This is a genomic window from Kitasatospora sp. NPDC056651, assembly GCF_042792155.1.
Lineage (GTDB): Bacteria > Actinomycetota > Actinomycetes > Streptomycetales > Streptomycetaceae > Kitasatospora.
The window spans coordinates 17,380-34,899 of the sequence record NZ_JBHTWX010000098.1; the positions used below are offsets into that span (position 1 = coordinate 17,380).

The 17,520-nt window shown below is 71.2% G+C and carries 15 protein-coding genes; 7 read left to right on the plus strand and 8 right to left on the minus strand.

The genetic code is table 11. The features are described from left to right. The first annotated feature begins 98 nt into the window (after positions 1-98). Complete coding sequence (locus tag ACFRAR_RS29710) at positions 99-461, plus strand: ArsR/SmtB family transcription factor (RefSeq protein WP_380701724.1); 363 nt, start codon at positions 99-101, stop codon at positions 459-461. A 201-nt stretch (positions 462-662) separates the two neighbouring features. On the opposite strand, the gene ACFRAR_RS29715 is transcribed toward ACFRAR_RS29710, so the two are convergent. Further along, positions 663-1,721, minus strand: a complete 1,059-nt coding sequence (locus ACFRAR_RS29715; RefSeq protein WP_380701726.1) for a metallophosphoesterase family protein — start codon at positions 1,719-1,721, stop codon at positions 663-665. Positions 1,722-2,106: 385 nt separating this feature from the next. Between ACFRAR_RS29715 and ACFRAR_RS29720 the strand changes: the two genes are divergently transcribed. Beyond that, on the plus strand, positions 2,107-2,622 hold the full coding sequence (locus ACFRAR_RS29720) for a DinB family protein (RefSeq protein ID WP_380701728.1): 516 nt from the start codon (positions 2,107-2,109) through the stop codon (positions 2,620-2,622). On the opposite strand, the gene ACFRAR_RS29725 is transcribed toward ACFRAR_RS29720, so the two are convergent. The 4 genes from ACFRAR_RS29725 to ACFRAR_RS29740 form a co-directional block, all read right to left on the minus strand. After that, positions 2,623-3,351 carry a tyrosine-protein phosphatase gene (locus ACFRAR_RS29725; RefSeq protein WP_380701729.1) on the minus strand — a complete coding sequence of 243 codons (729 nt, stop codon included), beginning with the start codon at positions 3,349-3,351 and terminating at the stop codon, positions 2,623-2,625. A 29-nt stretch (positions 3,352-3,380) separates the two neighbouring features. Continuing rightward, complete coding sequence (locus ACFRAR_RS29730; RefSeq protein WP_380701731.1) at positions 3,381-3,959, minus strand: hypothetical protein; 579 nt, start codon at positions 3,957-3,959, stop codon at positions 3,381-3,383. Between the two features lie 90 nt (positions 3,960-4,049). Continuing rightward, entirely contained in the window at positions 4,050-4,547 is a 498-nt protein-coding gene (locus tag ACFRAR_RS29735) for a phosphoribosyltransferase (RefSeq protein ID WP_380701733.1), read from the minus strand. 93 nt (positions 4,548-4,640) lie between these two features. Next, entirely contained in the window at positions 4,641-5,084 is a 444-nt protein-coding gene (locus ACFRAR_RS29740; protein ID WP_380701735.1) for a nitroreductase family deazaflavin-dependent oxidoreductase, read from the minus strand. A gap of 401 nt (positions 5,085-5,485) precedes the next feature. On the opposite strand from ACFRAR_RS29740, the gene ACFRAR_RS29745 reads away from it, so the two are divergent. After that, positions 5,486-6,697, plus strand: a complete 1,212-nt coding sequence (locus tag ACFRAR_RS29745; protein ID WP_380701737.1) for an alpha/beta hydrolase family protein — start codon at positions 5,486-5,488, stop codon at positions 6,695-6,697. Between the two features lie 140 nt (positions 6,698-6,837). Next, entirely contained in the window at positions 6,838-7,584 is a 747-nt protein-coding gene (locus ACFRAR_RS29750) for a hypothetical protein (protein ID WP_380701739.1), read from the plus strand. Positions 7,585-7,695: 111 nt separating this feature from the next. Here ACFRAR_RS29750 and ACFRAR_RS29755 read toward each other — a convergent pair whose 3' ends face one another. The 3 genes from ACFRAR_RS29755 to ACFRAR_RS29765 all read right to left on the minus strand — a co-directional run bounded on the left by ACFRAR_RS29755 (position 7,696) and on the right by ACFRAR_RS29765 (position 13,560). Further along, a complete protein-coding gene (locus ACFRAR_RS29755; protein ID WP_380701741.1) occupies positions 7,696-10,155 on the minus strand; it encodes a helicase C-terminal domain-containing protein in 2,460 nt (819 codons plus the stop codon). Positions 10,156-10,343: 188 nt separating this feature from the next. Continuing rightward, a complete protein-coding gene (locus ACFRAR_RS29760; protein WP_380701743.1) occupies positions 10,344-12,830 on the minus strand; it encodes an esterase/lipase family protein in 2,487 nt (828 codons plus the stop codon). Between the two features lie 196 nt (positions 12,831-13,026). Beyond that, the gene (locus ACFRAR_RS29765; RefSeq protein WP_380701744.1) at positions 13,027-13,560 is read right to left on the minus strand and encodes an AAA family ATPase; all 534 of its coding nucleotides are present in this window, start codon (positions 13,558-13,560) and stop codon (positions 13,027-13,029) included. A gap of 338 nt (positions 13,561-13,898) precedes the next feature. Here ACFRAR_RS29765 and ACFRAR_RS29770 point away from each other — a divergent pair, with 338 nt between their 5' ends. From ACFRAR_RS29770 to ACFRAR_RS29780, 3 genes are all read left to right on the plus strand, one after another. After that, complete coding sequence (locus ACFRAR_RS29770; protein ID WP_380701754.1) at positions 13,899-14,630, plus strand: ABC transporter ATP-binding protein; 732 nt, start codon at positions 13,899-13,901, stop codon at positions 14,628-14,630. Beyond that, complete coding sequence (locus ACFRAR_RS29775; protein WP_380701746.1) at positions 14,624-17,080, plus strand: FtsX-like permease family protein; 2,457 nt, start codon at positions 14,624-14,626, stop codon at positions 17,078-17,080. Before ACFRAR_RS29770 ends, ACFRAR_RS29775 begins: the two co-directional genes overlap by 7 nt. Before the next feature lie 139 nt (positions 17,081-17,219). Further along, positions 17,220-17,411, plus strand: a complete 192-nt coding sequence (locus tag ACFRAR_RS29780) for a hypothetical protein (RefSeq protein WP_380701748.1) — start codon at positions 17,220-17,222, stop codon at positions 17,409-17,411. Positions 17,412-17,520 lie beyond the last annotated feature (109 nt).

Consider the following 17,520-nt stretch of genomic DNA (forward strand, 5'->3'; position numbering starts at 1 on the left):
CGGTTTTTGTCGAACCTAAGGTTTTCAGGCGGCAGAGGTATCATGCAAATCGAACCTGGCCCACGGCTGCGGCCGGCGAGCGACGGAGAGGCGGAGCCATGGTCGACGCGGAAGGCCACCCGAGCCGGGACGAGATGGAGCTCCCTACGGTCCTGAACGCCCTGTCGGACCCCTTGCGGTACCGGATCGTCCAGGAGTTCGCGGGACTTCCGGAGGGCACCGAACGGACCTGCCTGTCCTTCGGACTGGAGGTCTCGAAGTCCACCCTCAGCCACCACTTCCGAGTCCTGCGCGAATCCGGGCTCGTCCAGCAGATCGACCGGGGCAACAGCAGGAAGGCGCACCTGCGCCGGGAGGACCTGGAGGCGCGCTTCCCGGGACTGCTCGCCCTGATCGGCCAGAACCCGCCGCCCCCGGCGGAGCCGAGCGGGCGTCCCGCACGCCCGGCACGGGGAGCCTGACCCCGGGCCGGAAGGTCGCCCCGGGGTCGACCGGGTTCCCACCCGAGGGCGTCGCGCTGCGGAAAAGTACGCCAACAGACGTATCCCGTACCGGAATTCGGCCATCGAAGCGACATGCGTCCCGCACGGGCGACGACCTTCGGCCCGCACCGACAGCTCGGTGAGGAACTGTCGATGCGGGCCGCCGTGGGCGCCTGGAGGTCAGATCCGGGTGGAGAGCGGGACGGACACCTGCTTCATCCAGGCCCCCGTCGCGAAGTCACGGGCCCTGATGACGACGCGGTCGCGGTGGACGTCCACCTGGAGGCCCTGGTTGAAGTGCCCCGGGACGGTGACCTCGCCGCCCTGCCCGTTGTCGGCGAAGCCGGTCTGGACGGCGCCGGTGTTGATCACCGAGAAGCCGTCGAGGTTGGCGGTGCCGGGCACGACGCGGCGCACGTACCAGTCGGAAAGGGTGAGGTCCCAGTGGGTGTGGCCGCTGAAGAGGAACACGTCGCGGTGGCGCCCGAGCAGGCCGAGGAGGCGGTCCGGCTGGAGGTAGTCGCTCATGTAGATCTTGCTGCGGGTGCCGGAGACGGTGTTGGGCAGCGGGTGGTGGGTGATCACCATGACCGGCTTCCGGCGCCGGGTCCAGTACTGGAGGCGCTCCTCCAGCCACTGGAACTGGGCGTCGCTGATCCACACCTCGTCCCACAGGGCCTTGTCGTGGAAGTGCATGTAGCGCTCGGTGCCCAGCGTCAGCACGGGGATGCCGCCGAAGGTCGTCTCCGCGTAGATCGAGGAGCGCTTGGCGAAGCGGTAGAAGCTGCGGAAGAGGGAGTCCTCGGTGGTGCCGTTGGGCCAGGTGCTCTGGGCGAGCGTGTTCGGGTCGGACCACTTGGGGACGTAGAACTCGTGGTTGCCGATGGCCCAGGCGATCTCGCGGGGCTTGGGGCCCTGGTCGAGGACCTTCTGCACCTCGGCGTACTCGAAGTCGTAGCCGCGCGGCGTGATGTCACCGGCGACGGCCAGGCCGGTGGAGCGCGGGTTGGTGGCCTTGATGTCCTTGAGGGCCTGGGCGAAATCGCCGAGGTCGCCCTGGATGTCGCTGATGACGTTGAACGACGTCACCAGACCGCCGTTGCCGTCGCCGCCCTTGCCCTGGTCGTTGTCGTCGCCCTGGCCGTTGCCCCGGCCTGAGTCCGCCGAGGCGGTCCCCTGGGCGAGGCCTCCGAGGATCAGTGCTCCGGCGGTGGCGCCGAGCAGAGATCTGCGTTCCATGGCTCATTTCCTTTCACCTGCGCACGGGCCGGAGGGGTGGCCGGACCCGCACTTTGGACCAGACCCGTTATCAATATGCGATCAACCGGGACCTCCGGTGAACGGGCAGGTGAACAGCCCCTGACGGCTGGCCGAGCCCCGGGGAGGCGCCGAGCCGATCGCCGCCTCCGTTCTTTTCACCAACGGCAGTGGAATCGGCCCGATCCCGGCGAATTCGCCCGCCTCACCTGTCAGGACGGACTCTTCACCGGCTTCCGAAGCGTCGGCGCCCACCAGGCCCGTCGAGCGCCACCAGCCACCGACCACAGGTGCGGAAGGAGGATGCCGAAGGCTGCCCCGAAAATCCGGATGCCTCCCCCCGACCGACCCGGTAACGTGCGCCGGTATGGCATCGAACCTGGAACGCCCGCCACGCCAAGCGGACGAACGGACCGCGCTCATCGGCTGGTTGGACCTGCAACGGCAGATCCTGCGCTGGAAGTGCGAGGGGCTGGACGACAAGGACGCGCACCGCGCCGTCATCCCGACCTCCCCGGCCATGACGATGGCCGGTCTCGTCTCCCACATGCGCTGGACCGAGCACATCTGGCTGGAGGTGGTGTTCCTCGGCGGCGACAAGAAGCAGAACCCCGCGTTCGACGAGTCGCGCGAGAACGCCGACTGGCACACCGGCGGCCGGCCGCTCGCCGAGCTCCTCGCCGAGTACGAGGCCCAGTGCGCCCGCAGCAACGAGATCGTCGCCGCGGCCTCCCTGGACGACCTCGGCCGCCACCCCGACTTCCGCGACGGCAGCGCCAACCTCCGTTGGATACTGATCCACCTCATCGAGGAGACCGGGCGGCACGCGGGGCACGCGGACATCGTCCGTGAGCTCGTCGACGGCACCAAGGGCTACTACTAACTAGGGCCTGTCCGGGAGCCGGCGCGGCGGCACCGCCGGACCGGCGACCCGGGTCAGTGCCTCCAGTGCCTCCAGTTCCGAAGGCCGGGCACCGTGCGCGGTGAGATAGGCCGGGATCGAGCCGTGGTGGCTGCGGATCCAGACCAGCGCCCGCCGCAGATGGCCGGCGGCGACCGGTCGGCTGCCGTGCCCTGCGGTGGTGGCGGAGGTCTCGGCGCTCAGGCCCAACTCGGCGTTCGTCCGCAGGAAGTCCCCGGTGACCTCGGCTTCGGTCGCGCCCAGCAGCGTCTGGATCACGGCGATCACCACGCCGGTCCGGTCCTTCCCCGAGGCGCAGTGCACCAGGACGGCAGGACCACCGGGCGCGATGAGCCCGCGGAGGACCGCGACCGCGGACCTCCCGGCGTGCTCGGCCATCGCCGGGTAGAGCTCCAGCTGGTCGTCCGGCCAGCGCTGCTCGGCGAACACCGGGGCGTGCACGTACGCGAGGCCGGTGCCGTGCAACGCGTCCGGCCCGGCCGCGACCTCGGGGAGGCTGCGCAGGTCCACGACCGTGCGCACGCCCAGGCCCTCCAGGGACTGGGCGCCGCCGGCGGCCAACTCGCGCAGCGCGCCGGAGCGGTAGAGCAGGCCCTCGCGCAGGGAGCCGACTCCCCCGGCGTCCCGGAAGTTCCGCACACCGGCGACGCCGCCCCGCACCGCGCCGCTTCCCGCCTCGTCCACGATCATGCCGCCACGGTAGCCCCCCAGGGGACGGCTCAGTCGTGGAGGGTGACGCCGGGCAGGGGCCGGCCCTCGGCGTCGAACAGCGGGGTGCCGCAGAAGCAGTGCTCGCCGGCCAGCGTCTCGGTCGACGGCAGCTCCCAGACCAGCATCTGCGAACAACCCGGGCAGTCCAGGCTGACCAGGGCCGCGTCGGACTCCGAGCCCCAGGGCCGCACCGGGAGGCCCTGGTACGTCAACCCGGCCGACTCGTGCTCACCGGCCGGCGCGACCAGGACCTCGTAGGCGTCGGTGCCGCTGTCCCACACCAGGAGGGCGCAGCCCAGCTCCGCCAGCACACCGGCCAGATGATCGAGCTGGCGGACCGGGAGGTCGCCGCGGCGCAGCGCCGGGTCCGCCTCGGCCTCCCGGCGGACGGCGTCGGTGTCGACACCCGTCGGCTGCGCCCCGAAAGCCCGCACCCGGCCGGCCACGAACGCCGCCAGCACGCCCGGCTCGTCCTCACCGCTCCAGTCCATCGTGAACATCACACGGTCGACCCCGACGCCGCCGGCCCGTTCACCGGGGGTCAGTACCAGGTGCTCCAGCTTTTCCAGTGCTTCGGCTTCCGTCACGGCGGTCACGCTACCAACCGCCGGGCGCCGGATGGTGTCCGGGCCCGCACGGATACCGGGGCGCGGCCCGCCCGGGGAGAGCGTGTCCGGTCAGGCGTCGAGCACCTGGCCGTCGCGCCTGACGACCGGTCCCTCCGTAGACCACGGGAACTCGATCCAGTCGTCGGTCCGCTTCCACACGTACTCGCACTTCACCAGGGAGTGCGCCTTCTCGTAGATGACGGCGGACCGGACCTCGGCGACGTGGTCGAGGCAGAAGTCGTGCACCAGCTTCAGGGTCTTGCCCGTGTCGGCGACGTCGTCGGTGATCAGGACCTTCTTGTCGGTGAAGTCGATCGCGGCGGGCACCGGCGCCAGCATGACGGGCATGTCGAGAGTGGTGCCCACGCCCGTGTAGAACTCGACGTTCACCAGGTGGATGTTCTTGCAGTCCAGCGCGTACGCCAGACCGCCCGCCACGAACACTCCGCCGCGGGCGATGCTCAGGACGAGGTCGGGCTCGAAGCCGTCGTCGGCGATCGTCTGCGCGAGCTCGCGCACCGCCCGCCCGAAGGTCTGGTAATCCAGGGTCTCTCGCACATCAGTCACGGCGATCAGTGTCCTTGACCGCCGGCCGGGTGGCGAGCACCGGCACGCTCGGGACCGGAAGTGTGGCGCTTCACACGCCGGCGGCACGTCCGGTCAGCGCGCGGGCTCCAGCACGAAGACGGGAATCACCCGGTCCGTCTTCTCCTGGTACTCGGCGTACGGCGGATACGCGGCGACCGCGCGCTCCCACCACTCGGCCCGCTCGTCCCCGGTGACCTCACGGGCCGTCATGTCCTGGCGTTCGGGCCCGTCCTGGAGCTCCACGTGCGGGTCGGACGTGATGTTGAAGTACCACTCCGGGTGCCGGGGGGAGCCGCCCTTCGAGGCCACGGCCGCGTACCGCCCCTCGTGCTCCACGCGCATCAACGGGGTCTTGCGGATCCTGCCGCTCTTCGCGCCGCGCACCGTGAGGATGATCACGGGCAGGCCCGTGTCCAGGAGCGTTGTCCCCTGCGTCCCGCCCGAGCTCTCGTACAGTTCGACCTGATCGCGCACCCACTGTGCCGTACTCGGCTCGTACTCGCCCTCAAGCGGCATCGCGTTCTCCTCGTCGTCACGTCTTGAAGTGCGGTGCCCAGCAGTCGGCCGGGTGAAACGCCGGGCGCCCACGACCAACGGCGACGAGGATCGTCGGGGCCCTTGTTCCCACTCCGGTCGCGGACACCTCCCGGGCGAGGAAGCATATCCGGCCCCGGCGCCGCCGGCCCGCGTTCGCCCCTCGACTCGCGCGGCGAGGACCGCTTCACCGGTGAGAGCCCCGAACCACCGCCACGGGTACGCAATCCGCCGTACACCCGCTGCCCACGTCCCCGCCGTCCGGCCGGGGCCCACGAGCTCCCGTCCTCCCCGGAGGGGATGCGCCGCTACCCCCTGCGGGTGACACCGTCTCAGCCTTCGCGGCGAGGCATGAACGGCCTTGCCCGGCCTACCGTCTGTGCATGAACAGACTCCGTCGCGCCGCCGTGGCCACCGCCCTCGCCCTCGTCCTGCCGTTACCGATCGCCGGGGCGAGTTCGGCGCTCGCGGCACCCGCGCCCGCAGCCGCCGACCTCACCGCGACCCCCGCCTCTGCCGCGCCCGCCGAGGAGGCGTCCGCCGCACAACCCGACCTGCCCCGGCCCACGGGGCGGCACGCCGTCGGCCGCAGCACCCTGCACCTCGTCGACGGGAACCGCCCGGACCCGTGGGTGCCGTCCGCGGGGGCACGGCAGCTGATGGTCTCGATGTACTACCCGGCCCGCCCCGGGACGGGCGGCCCCGCGACCCCGTACCTCACCGCGGACGAGGCCCGGCTGCTGCTGGACTTCCAGGCGCCCGGCGGCAACCTGCCGTCCGAGGCGATCACCGGCCTCCGCCCGTGGGCGCGCACCGACGCGAGCCCGGCGCCGGGCAGGTTCCCGCTCGTCGTCCTCTCCCCCGGCTTCACGCTCCCGCGCGCCACCCTCACCGGCCTCGCCGAGGACCTGGCGAGCCGCGGGTACGTCGTCGCCGCCGTCGACCACACCTACGAGACCTCCGGCACCACCTTCCCGGACGGGCGCACCCTGACCTGCGCCGTCTGCCAGGACCTCGACGACACCAAGATCGCGGCCGTCCCCCCGAGCCGGGCCAAGGACATCTCCTTCGTCCTCGACCGGCTGACCGGCCCCCGCCCCGCCTGGCCGCACGCCCGCATGATCGACCGGGACCGGATCGGCATGGCCGGGCACTCCATAGGCGGCAACTCCGCGGCCAGCACCATGGCCGCCGACCGGCGGATCCGCGCCGGGATCAACATGGACGGCAAGTTCTTCGACCCCTTCCCCGCCGCCGGGCTGGACGGCCGACCCTTCCTGGTGCTCGGCACCCAGTCCGTCCACAACCCCTCGGGCTGGGACACCAGTTGGAACACCGCCTGGTCCCGCATGGACGGCTGGAAGCGCTGGCTGTCCGTGACCGGATCCAACCACGGGAGCTTCACCGACGGCCCGCTCATCGAGGCCCGCGCGGGCCTGACCGACCCCGAGGCGACGCTCGCCCCGCTGCGCGCCGAGAACATCACCCGGGCCTACGTCGGCGCCTTCTTCGACCTGCAACTGAAGGGCGTCCCCCAGCGACTGCTCGATCGCCCGTCGCCGGCCTACCCGGAGGTCGTCTTCCAGCGGCCCTGACGAGGCGCCGGAATCCTTACCGCTGAGGCCTGACCGGCAACCCCCTTCCGGCCGGAGGACTGACCGTTCTCTGGAATAGTGGGGGCATGACGGATACGGGGGGTCGGGAAGGCCTGCGCGAAGGGCGACGGAGGCGGCTGGTGGCCGCCGTGATCTCGCTCGGCGCGCTGGGGATCGGTGTCATCCACACCGTCAGGCCGGATCTGAAGATCGACGGTGCGACGCTGGCCCTGGCCGCGATCGCCGTGGTCCCGTGGCTGGGCGACCTCTTCGAGAGCATCGAACTGCCCGGCGGCGCCAAGTTCCAGTACCGGCAGTTGCAGGAGCGCGTGGAAGCCGTCGAACAGCAGGCCGCGGAGGCTCAGCAGGCAGGGGACGACGCGAGCCGCCAGGCCCGGGTGGCCCTGGTGGCCGGCGGTGAGGGCATCCGCGGCGCCGAGGTGGAGGAGGAGGTCGGCCGTCTCGTCGACGAGTTCACGGACCTGCGGCGCAGTGAGCCGTCGGGGCCGGCGCGGACCTACCGGCAGGAGCTGATCTTCGCCGAGTTGGCCAGGCTCACGCCTCTGGTGGACGACTACGACACTGCCTCCGCTCTCGGCTCCGCCGACGGCGGGGCCCGGCTGGCGGGCTACGCCCGCCTGTACGCCCGGCCGGAGGAGGAGTTCCTGCCGACGCTCGTCGAGGCGGCGGTTTCCGAGGGACTCGCGTTCAACCAGTACTGGGCCTTCCATGCGGTCGGTTCGATCGTCGACGCCATCGGGCCGGGAAACGTACGGCTCGGTACGGTGCGGCGCCTGCGCTCGTGCCTTCCCGCACTTCCGCAGGGCAGTGACCGCATCCGGGCGCTGACGGCGGTCCTCAGGCGGCTGGACGGCGCGGTGGGCTGACGGCTCCTCTCCCCGGGGCCGTACCCGAGCCGGATCGGCGGCCCCGGCGCGGCCGCCCCCCGCCCGCCGTCGTCACGGGATGGCGACGATGTGAGTCCACGATGTCCCGGGCTATGCGGGCATCACCCCGTGGATGCGGGAGAGGGTGAACATCCGCTCGTCGTTCCGCAGGTGGCACCAGGCGTGGAGGTAGGGGTCGTCCAGTTCGAGTCGGTCGAGCGTGCGGACGGTCATGTTGCCCGACGTGGCCACGTACTCGATCGTGACGGCCTGACCGTTGTGGACGGCGTGGGCCAACTGGCGGACATCGGTGAAGGAGAGGTTGCGCGCGCAGGCGGCGATGATCTCCTCGGTGTCGGTGTCGTAGGGGCGGCCGTCACCCGGGGCGGGTTCCGGAAGCTCCTGCGGGGCGCCCCGCAGACGGGTGGCGAGGGCGCGCAGCTCGGTGCCGGTCCGAACGTCCGCGGTCCGAACGTCCGAGGTGCGGTCGTCCGTCCGGCGCGGGCGGAGCCCGCCGCTGGAGGGGCGCGGGGGCGGGACCGGGCTCGCCGCGCGGGGGCGCTGGGCCCGCTCGATGCGGACGGACCCGTCGGGCTTCTCGGCGACGGGGGCGTAGCCGGCGGACCGCAGCGCCGCGAGCGTCTTGTCCGGCGGGGTCCGGCTGATCAGCACCGTCGGTGCCAGCTGCCGCAGCCCGAGCTGGGCGAGCTTGCGGTGCGCGGCCAACTCGGCCAGGAGGGCGGGCTCCTCGCCGTGGATCACGCAGGCCGCGGCGACCACGCGCACCCGGCCGTGGCCGCGCGCGGTGTCGTGGATCAGGTACGAGAGCGGCTGAGGGAGCGGCTCGACCGCGACGGCGGCCAGATCGGCCGTCAAGGCCTCGGGGGTCAGGCCCGCGTCGAGGGCACGGCGGACGGCGGCCGGGCTGAACCGCCAGACCGACGCCGCACCGCTGCTCTCCCGGACCGCGACGGAGTCCAGCAGCGCGAGGAGGTGCGCCGACGGCGTGCCGGAGACCACGGCGGTCAGATCGCTGCCGAAGCGGGCGGTCCCGCTGGCGGCGGGCAGCAGTCGTCGGCAGACGTCCGTCAGGGCTTCGGAGTCGTCGGCGGCGAGGGCGGCCCCGATCGGGGACACGGCCCCGAGGGCGAGCGCGCCGAGCAGTTCCGCCTCCCGGATCAAGGTGGCGAACGACGTGACGTCCTGCGGGAGTTCGTCGGCGAGCGGGCGGAGCCACCCGAGCAGATCCCCCAGGTCCGCGGAGTTCGCCGCGCCTTCGCCGGCCGGGAGCCGCGACGCGGCCGCGAGCAACCCGTGCCGGGCCTGCACGCAGCCTCCGCAGGGTGGTGGCCCGGCGAGCGCCGGCAGGGCCTTGCCGTCCTCGTCGCGGCTCCCGCCGGGAGTCAGCGGCAGCGTCCACCAGGCCCGGAGCAGCACGGCGAACTGGTCGGCCGGCTCCTGCTCGGCCCAGGTGTCGTAGGACGCGGTCGCCGCGACCCGGTCGCCGTCCCGCGCCAGCAGACCGGCCGCGCTCGCCACCTCCAGCACGAGGCGCACCAGGAGCTCGTCACACTGGGCCGCCTTGCCGATCCGGGAGAGTTCGCGGGCGCCGACCCCGCCGCTCTTGAGCCGGGCCGGTGGAGCGGTGGCACACAGTCCGAGGACGGACACGGCATGGGCGGCGAACGCCATCGAGGCGGCCGCGGTCTCCCGTTCGACGTCCGAGGCGGTGACGGGCACCGATCGCACGTCGGGCGGGACGGGGTCGAACGGGGCGTGCCAGTCGGGGCCGCGCAGTGCGAGCGCCACCTCCGCGGGCATGCGGCCCGGCCCGTTCCAGCGGTGGTCCCGGACCAGCAGCCCCCGCTCCAGCGCCCACTGCTCGCCGGGCTCGGAGCCGGCCCGCGAAGCCCCGAACATGATGAAGCCCGGTCGCTCCGGAGCCTCCTGTGCCCGCTGTTCGAGGAGTCTCCGGGCAGCCGCGGGCGCCTTGGCCACCAGCGCGGCGACCCGGGCCGGATCGCCGTGGTGGTCGACCAGCGCCGCCAGCCGCGCCTCCTTCCTGTTGGCGGCGGGTTTGACGCCGAGTTTCGCCAGCATGCGGCCCAGTTCGTCGGAGTTCGAGCCGGCGAGCAGTCCCACGGCTGGCGCGTCGAGCCCCAGCGGCGCGCCCCACACGGTCCGCAACGGCGCCGCCATGTGCAGCGCCCCGTCACCGGCCGGCCACACCAACGCGTGATCGGCCAACGCTCCCAGCGCGGCATCCAGTCCGTGGGCGCGGTCACCGTGTGCCGCGTCCAGGAAGCCCGCCAGACCGTCCCGTGACACGCCCGGCAGCGCGGCGACGGCCTCCGCCACCTGAAGGCCCGCCGACGTGAGCCGGGGCAGGGCCAACGCCACGGACGCCGGACGCTGCAGACGGTCCGCCAGTTCACCGACCGACCGCGGCTCCGGAACCGCCACGACGTCCGGACGCGCCGCCAGGACCCGCTCCAACTCGTCCACGCCCAGGCCGTGCAACCACGCGGCCAGCGCCGATCCACTCTTCTTGCCGATGGGGCACCTCACCACGTAGGGACGTCCATGCCCGTACCGGAACCGGCCGGGAACACCAGGATGACGCACCGACGGGACAGACGCGAAAACGGCCGGACTGCGTGGTATCATCCGGCCCTTCGTCAGGGCGCAGGACACCATTCGCACCCGCCCTGATCTACAGCCGGAGTCGGGTGTCGGTGCCGGTGCCAACGCATTTCACGCTACAGGAGACACTCATCCGCCTCGACGTACCCGAAGCCCTGGGCCATGTGTACGAGAGCAGTCCGTAGCAACCGCTGACGCTCGGCGCGCTCCAGCACGGGCGAGACGGTGATCGTCACGGCCATCTCGGACAGAGGACTGCGGTCGGTCGACCCGAACACGCTGAAGTCGATCAGGGTAGCGAGATCGGCCCGGGGGTGACCGGGGTGCGCTTCCGCGCTCAGGCGCAGCTCGACAGCAGGCGCACCTGCCCACCGCATTGTCGTGACGTCGCACGCAGCCGCTGGCAGAAGGTCTGCGGCGGTTTCCCAGGCTGCCAGCAGGACGGCTTCCACCTCGTCGAGATCGAGTCTGGTCGAGACGTCGGGAGGGAGAGCGGCCGCCCACGCAGTGGTGTCCTGCACGGTGATCTCGGCGCAGGTCACCGTATGCGACTGCAGCGCGCCGGGTAGGGCGACCATGGCCGCTGCGACCAGAGCCGGCGACTCGTTCACGGCCGTGATGGTCGCCGAGTAGCTGACGGAGTCGATCGCGTTCCTATGCGGCCCCAACTGCCAGTGCGCGGCGGGAAGATCCGCGCCTCTCCTGCGCGACAGCATGGTCGCCGCGCCGGCCAGGCTGCTGAAGGGGAGTGCCTGTGCCAGGCTGCGGCGACGCGTCGGGGTGATCTCCATTCCTCCGGCGGGAGCCCAAGGCAGCGTTACCAAGACTCTCAAACGCAACTGGGGTGCGGGCTGGGCGGCGGTCCAGTTCATGGCGGAGCGGGTTTGGTCGAACCCCAAGCGCACTTGAGGATCCCAATGCCAGCCGCGATCCGAGCGCACCAGCCAGCCTGGGCCCCAGCTACCCCCCTCCAGGCCGAGGCGCTCCACATCCTCGCCGATTACCGCAGGGCCGATTCCTGCGGTAGTGGGGTATCCGACAGCGTCGAGTGGGTCACTGTTCGAGGCTGGCTGCCCGGCGTCCAGCAGGGCTTGCCAAACCGGATCACTTACCGCGGCGGCCCGACCGTTCACCACGCAGAGCACCCAACCGGACTCGGTACCTTCCACGGCGGCGAAGCGCTGAATGGCAGCGATGCCATGTGTATACGCCTCGGTGATCGGCTCTCCCAGTCCTGCGGACCGCAGTTGGTCATACGCCAGACGCAAGTCGCGTTCGTGTCTCGGCAGGCCCTGACCCACACGCAGCTGCGGGGCGAGGGCGTGGTGTGCCGCAGTGCGCTCGACTACGGCCGCTGATCGTGCCGGCGAGGTGAGGACGGCAGCCTGCTCTGGTTCTGGGAGACGTTTGTTGATGAGGCTCAGCAGCGTGTCGTATGCCTCGAAGAAAGAGTTGCGCAGCGTATGCAGATGAAGCTCGCGCTTGCCGCGCCGGTACTCGCCGACGACGAACCTCCAGGCGTCTTCCTTCTCCGGCGCAGGCAGGCGCTCGTACGCCTCTGCGTCAACACCGTCAGCGAAGAGCAGCTCGATCATCGCTTCACTGAGCGCCACGGCAGCTTGACTGCATCCGATTGCCGCCTCCTGCAACCCGGAGTCGATGAAGTCGAGGGGGTCGTTCCTGAGCGAGTCGACCGCTTCGTGGAAGAGCCTGTTGACGCGACCGCTGACGACGTAGAACTGCTGGCTGCGCAGGGTCTTGAGCCAGTCGGCGTATGGAGGCAGCACATCCAGGATCCGCGCGGCCTTCGCGTCATCTCCCCACGGAGGAGACATGGTCTCGGTTGTGGGTGCACCGGAGGGAGGCGCGAGTGGGTCCGAGGCGCCTTCGCATTGCTGAACTTCCATCAGGTGTTCGTGGAGAGCGAGGTACGCAGGGTCCTCATGCGTTTTGGGTTTGATGATGCTGAAGTGGTCTCCCGGCAGCATGAAGACGTCCGGGAAGACGCCCTGAGCGGACGCCCGGGCGACGATGTTGTCGTCCATTCCGCCGAAGACCCGGAAAGGGATGGGGCACGAGGCTGGTCCGATCTCCTGCGCCTGGACTATTTGGCGAAGCACGGTGCGTTGTGCGTCCTTCACGCCGGAGTCGAGCGGTGCAAGTGCGCGCACTTGAGGATGCCTTCGCCACCACGCGTCCCGAAGAGGCAGCAGGAAATCGGAACCGTCGTTCGGACAGGCGAACAGTACGACGCCCAGGATCCTGGCCAGCGCCAGTCCCTGCCCGTCATTGAGCATCCGTGACAGGTAGCGCTGTACGACCAGCCCGCCTTGACTGTGCGCAACCAGGACCACACGGTCGTGGCGCTTCGCCTCGATGTGCAGGAACGTCTTCAGCCGCTCTGCTAGATCGTTGTAGTCAGGAGTGCGACGGTCGGGTCGAAAGCGCCGAGTCAGAGGCGACGAGTAGTCGAACCGTCTCACCGTGACGAAGTCCAATTTTTCGTCGGTCTCCAGCAGACGAGCGAAGTCGTCCCATGTCTTCTCGGAGGAGAAAAGCCCATGGATGAACACGACTCCCAGGCTGGTGGTGTCTGGGCTCACTGCGCCTCCGTGTATTCCTCGCGGTGCCTGCCGGTTGGCTGATTCTCGCGCATCGGCGAGGCACCCCGGGCCGTTGTCCATGAAGGCGTCGAGCCACTCATCGTGCTCGGTCACCTTCGGCCGGCACGAACCACTACGACTCGCGCCTGATCGGCTCCGCTCTGGAAGCGGTGAGCCGAACGGCCTTGTCTGCGCGTCACAGGTCCGGGGCCCCGTCGGGTTGAGGACGACCGATCCGGTTCGGCTCCACGATCTCCTCGCCCTCGCCCCGAGGCACCTCGAAGCGCGCGAAGAAGTCGTCCAGGGCCTCCGGCGTCACGATCAGCGCGTTCGCGTCCCCGCGCCGGTTCCGCTCGGCCAGTCTGCGGAGCAACTCGTCACGCTCGACCGGGAAGTACAACAGCCGCCACCGGCCGCCGGCCGACTCCACCAGCCTCTTCATCGCCTCGCGATCCGTGCGCGGCCACAACCCGTGGTCCCACACCACATCCCGGCCCGCGGCGACCAACTCGACCAGCCGATCGCACAGTTCGGCGACGACCGGGGCCTCCTTCCCGGCGTAGGTGTGCTCCGGATAGTCGACGCCGTACCGGCCGTACCGCTCGTGGACGACCTCGTCCACGGACAGCCGCACGGCCCCCTGCGGCTCCAGCTTCCGCTGGGCGTAGGTGGTCTTCCCCGAACCGGTGATCCCCACCAGCAGGAACACCACCGGAACTCTCTCGGTCAATGCCAACTCCCTTTACTGGTGGTCTCCGCTATTGGAGAGTGCGGCCGCGTTCGATGTTCATGAGGGCGAACAGCACCCGGCTGCCTGTGGCGAGCCGCGGGTGTCCGCGCCGCACGGCCGCCGCCCACTCGGGTCAGGGGTTCCTCAGGGTCGAGATCAGGGGCGGCCCGGAGGCGTGGACGCCGCGGACGGCCCTAGCGTCGGTACAGCGGGTAACCGATGCCCCCGACCGATGCCCCTACAGAGAAGACGAGCGAGTGTTCCGGAACAAGAATCTACCGGCACGGGCTTCGACCCCGGCCTTCGTCGGTGCGGAGAGGGCGGACGACCTCGTCCGCCTGGCCGGCGTGCACAAGACGTACGGTCGTGGTGACAATCGGGTGCGGGCGCTTGACGGGGTGGATGTCGGGTTCGAGGCGGGGACCTTCACCGCGATCATGGGGCCTTCGGGTTCGGGCAAGTCGACGCTGTTGCAGTGTGCGGCGGGTCTGGACCGGGTCGACGCGGGTCGGGTCCTGCTGGACGGGGCGCCGTTGCACGAGCTCCCGGAGCGCGCCCTGACGGAGTTGCGCCGTGAGCACATGGGTTTCATCTTCCAGTCCTTCAACCTGATTCCCGCGCTGTCGGCTCGCCAGAATATCGAACTGCCTTTGCGGTTGGCGGAGCGGGAGATCGACGCGGCGGCCATCGACCGGGGCCTGGCGCAGGTGGGGCTGGCCGAGCGCGGCGGGCACCGGCCCGCCGAACTGTCGGGCGGTCAGCAGCAGCGGGTCGCGATCGCGCGCGCGCTGGTGACCAGGCCCAAGGTGATCTTCGCGGACGAGCCGACCGGCGCACTGGACTCGCGTACCGCGCGGGAGGTCCTGGCGCTGCTGCGCGGCGTCGTCGAGGAGCACGGACAGACGGTGATCATGGTCACCCACGACCCGGTGGCGGCCTCCTACTCGCAGCGGGTGGTCTTCCTCGCCGACGGCCAGGTGACCGGCGAGCTGTTCGAGCCGACGGCCGAGACCGTGGCCCTGCGGATGGCCGCGCTGGAGCCCGGCGGGAGCGGGACGAAGCCGTGCTGAAGATCGCCGTAGCCACCCTGCGTCACCGTCTGATGGGCTTCGTGGGCGCCTTCCTCGCCCTCGCGCTCGGCACGACGATGATCGGCATGATGACGCTGACCCTGGCCGCCACCTTCGGCACGCCGCACCCGGGCCCGCAGCGGTTCAAGGAAGCCCGGGTCGTGGTCGCGCCGCAGGGCTTCGAGGGGAACGCGATGAAGGCCCCCGCGGTCCTGCCCGCCGACGTCGTGACGAAGGTGACCGCCGCGGGCAAGGCCACACCCGACCGCAGCTTCCCGGTTCGGCTGAACCCCGGTTCCGCGGGGACGACCGGTCACCCGTGGTCCTCGGCCGCCTTCGCGGGTTACCACCTGGCGGCCGGGCGCGCGCCGCGGGCTGCGGACGAGATCGTCGTCGGCGGCGGCGACCAGGCACTGATCGGGCGTCAGGTCCAGGCTGCCGTCCCGGAATCCACCGGCCGGTACCGGGTGGTGGGGGTCACCGACGCGCTCTGGTTCGAGAACCCGGTCTTCTTCAGCGACACCGAGGCCCAACGCCTCTCCCCCGGCGTCAACGCCCTGGTCACCGACCAGAACGCCGAACAGCTGTCCGCCCTCGTGGCCGGCCAGGCCACCGTCCTGGCCGGCGACGACGTGGTCCGCCTGGACACCGACCCCACCGGCGGCGCCCAGTCACTGTCCAACGCGCAGGCCATGGCCGGCAGCACCACCGGACTCGCGGTGTTCGTCGCCGTGTTCGTCGTCATCGCCACCTTCGCCTTCGCCACCGAACAACGCCGCCGCGAACTCGCCCTGATGCGCCTGGTCGGCGCGGCCCCCCGACAGGTGCGCCGCATGGTCCTCGGCGAAGCGCTGCTGATCGGCCTGGCCGCCGCGATCGTCGGCTGCGTCCTCGCCCCGCTGTGCACCCTGCCCCTGCGCTCCTGGATGCTCGACCACGACGTCGCCCCGTCCTGGTTCACCATCCCCCTCAACCCCCTGCCCCTGCTGATCTCCTTCCTCATCGGCGTGGCCGCCGCCCTGGCCGGCTCCGCCGCCACCCTCGTGCGCGTCTCCCTCGTCAAACCGATCGAGGTCCTGCGCGAGAACGCGGTCGAGCGCCGCGTCATGACACCCGTCCGCTGGCTGCTGGGAACCGCCATGCTGATCGGCGCCGTCGCCGCCGGTGCCGTCATCGGCCGAACCGAGCCCTACCTCGCGGCCAGCGCCCGCAAGTACGAGATCGTCCCGGTCCTGTACGTCGGTGCGGTCACCCTGCTGGCACCGGTCCTGCTACGGCCGGTCACCCGACTGCTGATCAGGCCGCTGCGCGGCTCGGCCAAGGCCGGCCCGCTCCTGGTACGCGAGAACATCCTCACCTCCCGGCGGCGCACCGCCGCAACCGTCGCCCCCATCGTGGTGGCCGTCGGACTGGTCGCCACCCTGCTGACCATGCAGAAGTCCGGCGACGCCGTGCAACTGGCCCGCCAACAGCAGGAAATCCACGCCGCCGACGTCATCGTGCCCGCCGGCCCCGGCATCGACGCCCGGACACTGGAGAAGCTGGCAGCCGTCCCCGGAGTCCGGGTCACCCCGGTCACCTCGATGAACATCCGGATCGGCACGGCGAAGGGCGACCAGATCGACTCACTGAGCACCAACGCCCTGCCCGCAACCGCCCTCGGCACCACCGTCACCCCACCCGTGGTCTCGGGCTCGCTCACCGACCTGCCCGACAACTTCCTGATCATCGACGAACACGCCGCCCGGTCCGACGACCTGGCCGCCGGCGACCAGGTGGTCACCCTCCTGCCGACCGGCACACGGGTGACGGCAGTCATCGCCGCGGTCGTCGCCCGCGGCCTGGGCGGCGACGACACCTACCTGTCCGCATCACTCACCGGTGCGATGACACCCACCCGCGTCTACCTCGACTCCCGGACCGGCACCGGCCGCCCCCTCGACCAGCAACAGACAGCCGCGGTCAACCAGGCCCTCGCCGGCACCGGCGCACACCTCGTCACCTACGACACCTACCTCGAAACCCGACGCGCCCACGCCGCCGAACAGAGCGACAACGCCGCCGTCATCATCCTCGGCATCGCCCTGGCCTACGCGCTCATCGCCGTCGCCAACACCTTGATCATGGCCATCGCCGGACGACGCCGCGAATTCGCCCTCCTAGGCCTCGCCGGCACCGCACGCGCCCAGATCGTCAGGATCGCCGCAGCCGAATCAGCCATCGCCGTCGTCGTCGGCACCCTCCTCGCCGCCATCGCGACCGGCCTCGCCGCGGTGACCCAGCACGTCTCGCTGAGCAAGCTCGTGACCGGCGCGCCGACGGTGATCCCGTGGCCCCAGATCGGTGGGACCATCGCGCTCTGCGCCCTCGTCACCGTGGTCACCGCGTCGGGAGCGACCTGGCGTGCGACCCGCCGGCGGGCGATCGAAGCCGCAGGCATCCGGGAGTAGGGCACGGCCGGGCCCACGCGCGGACCGCTACCGGACCGAGCTGACGAGCGTCGTCGCCGCGGTGCACGGCGACGGCGACGGCGACTCGCGGTGGACACCGGACGCGGTCCGGGAGTGGTGGCGCGATCGCGGCCAGGTCGTGCGGTACCTTTCCCGCGAGCGGAGCACGTGGGCCGAGAGCGATGCCCGGGCAGGCCAGGGCGTCGTCGCTGCCGTCCGCGACTTCGAGCTCTACATCGCCGACGGCCTGGCAACGGACCTGCGGATCTACCGCTACTGGCTGGAGGAGCGGCGGTCCCCCACTCCCGATGACCGGTTGCCCGAGCTGTAGCCCCGAGAGGCGCACCGCGACAGAGGCCACGGCCGGCTGCCGTCAGGGCGCCGCCCTGTGGGCCGTACGACAGCGGTGTCCCCCGGCCCCCCCGGGGGGGGGGGGGGGG

Coding starts and splice junctions, on each gene's coding strand:
- ACFRAR_RS29710 (WP_380701724.1), top strand. CDS start 99: ATGGTCGACGCGGAAGGCCACCCGAGCCGGGACGAGATGGAGCTCCCT.
- ACFRAR_RS29715 (WP_380701726.1), bottom strand. CDS start 1,721: ATGGAACGCAGATCTCTGCTCGGCGCCACCGCCGGAGCACTGATCCTC.
- ACFRAR_RS29720 (WP_380701728.1), top strand. CDS start 2,107: ATGGCATCGAACCTGGAACGCCCGCCACGCCAAGCGGACGAACGGACC.
- ACFRAR_RS29725 (WP_380701729.1), bottom strand. CDS start 3,351: ATGATCGTGGACGAGGCGGGAAGCGGCGCGGTGCGGGGCGGCGTCGCC.
- ACFRAR_RS29740 (WP_380701735.1), bottom strand. CDS start 5,084: ATGCCGCTTGAGGGCGAGTACGAGCCGAGTACGGCACAGTGGGTGCGC.
- ACFRAR_RS29745 (WP_380701737.1), top strand. CDS start 5,486: ATGAACAGACTCCGTCGCGCCGCCGTGGCCACCGCCCTCGCCCTCGTC.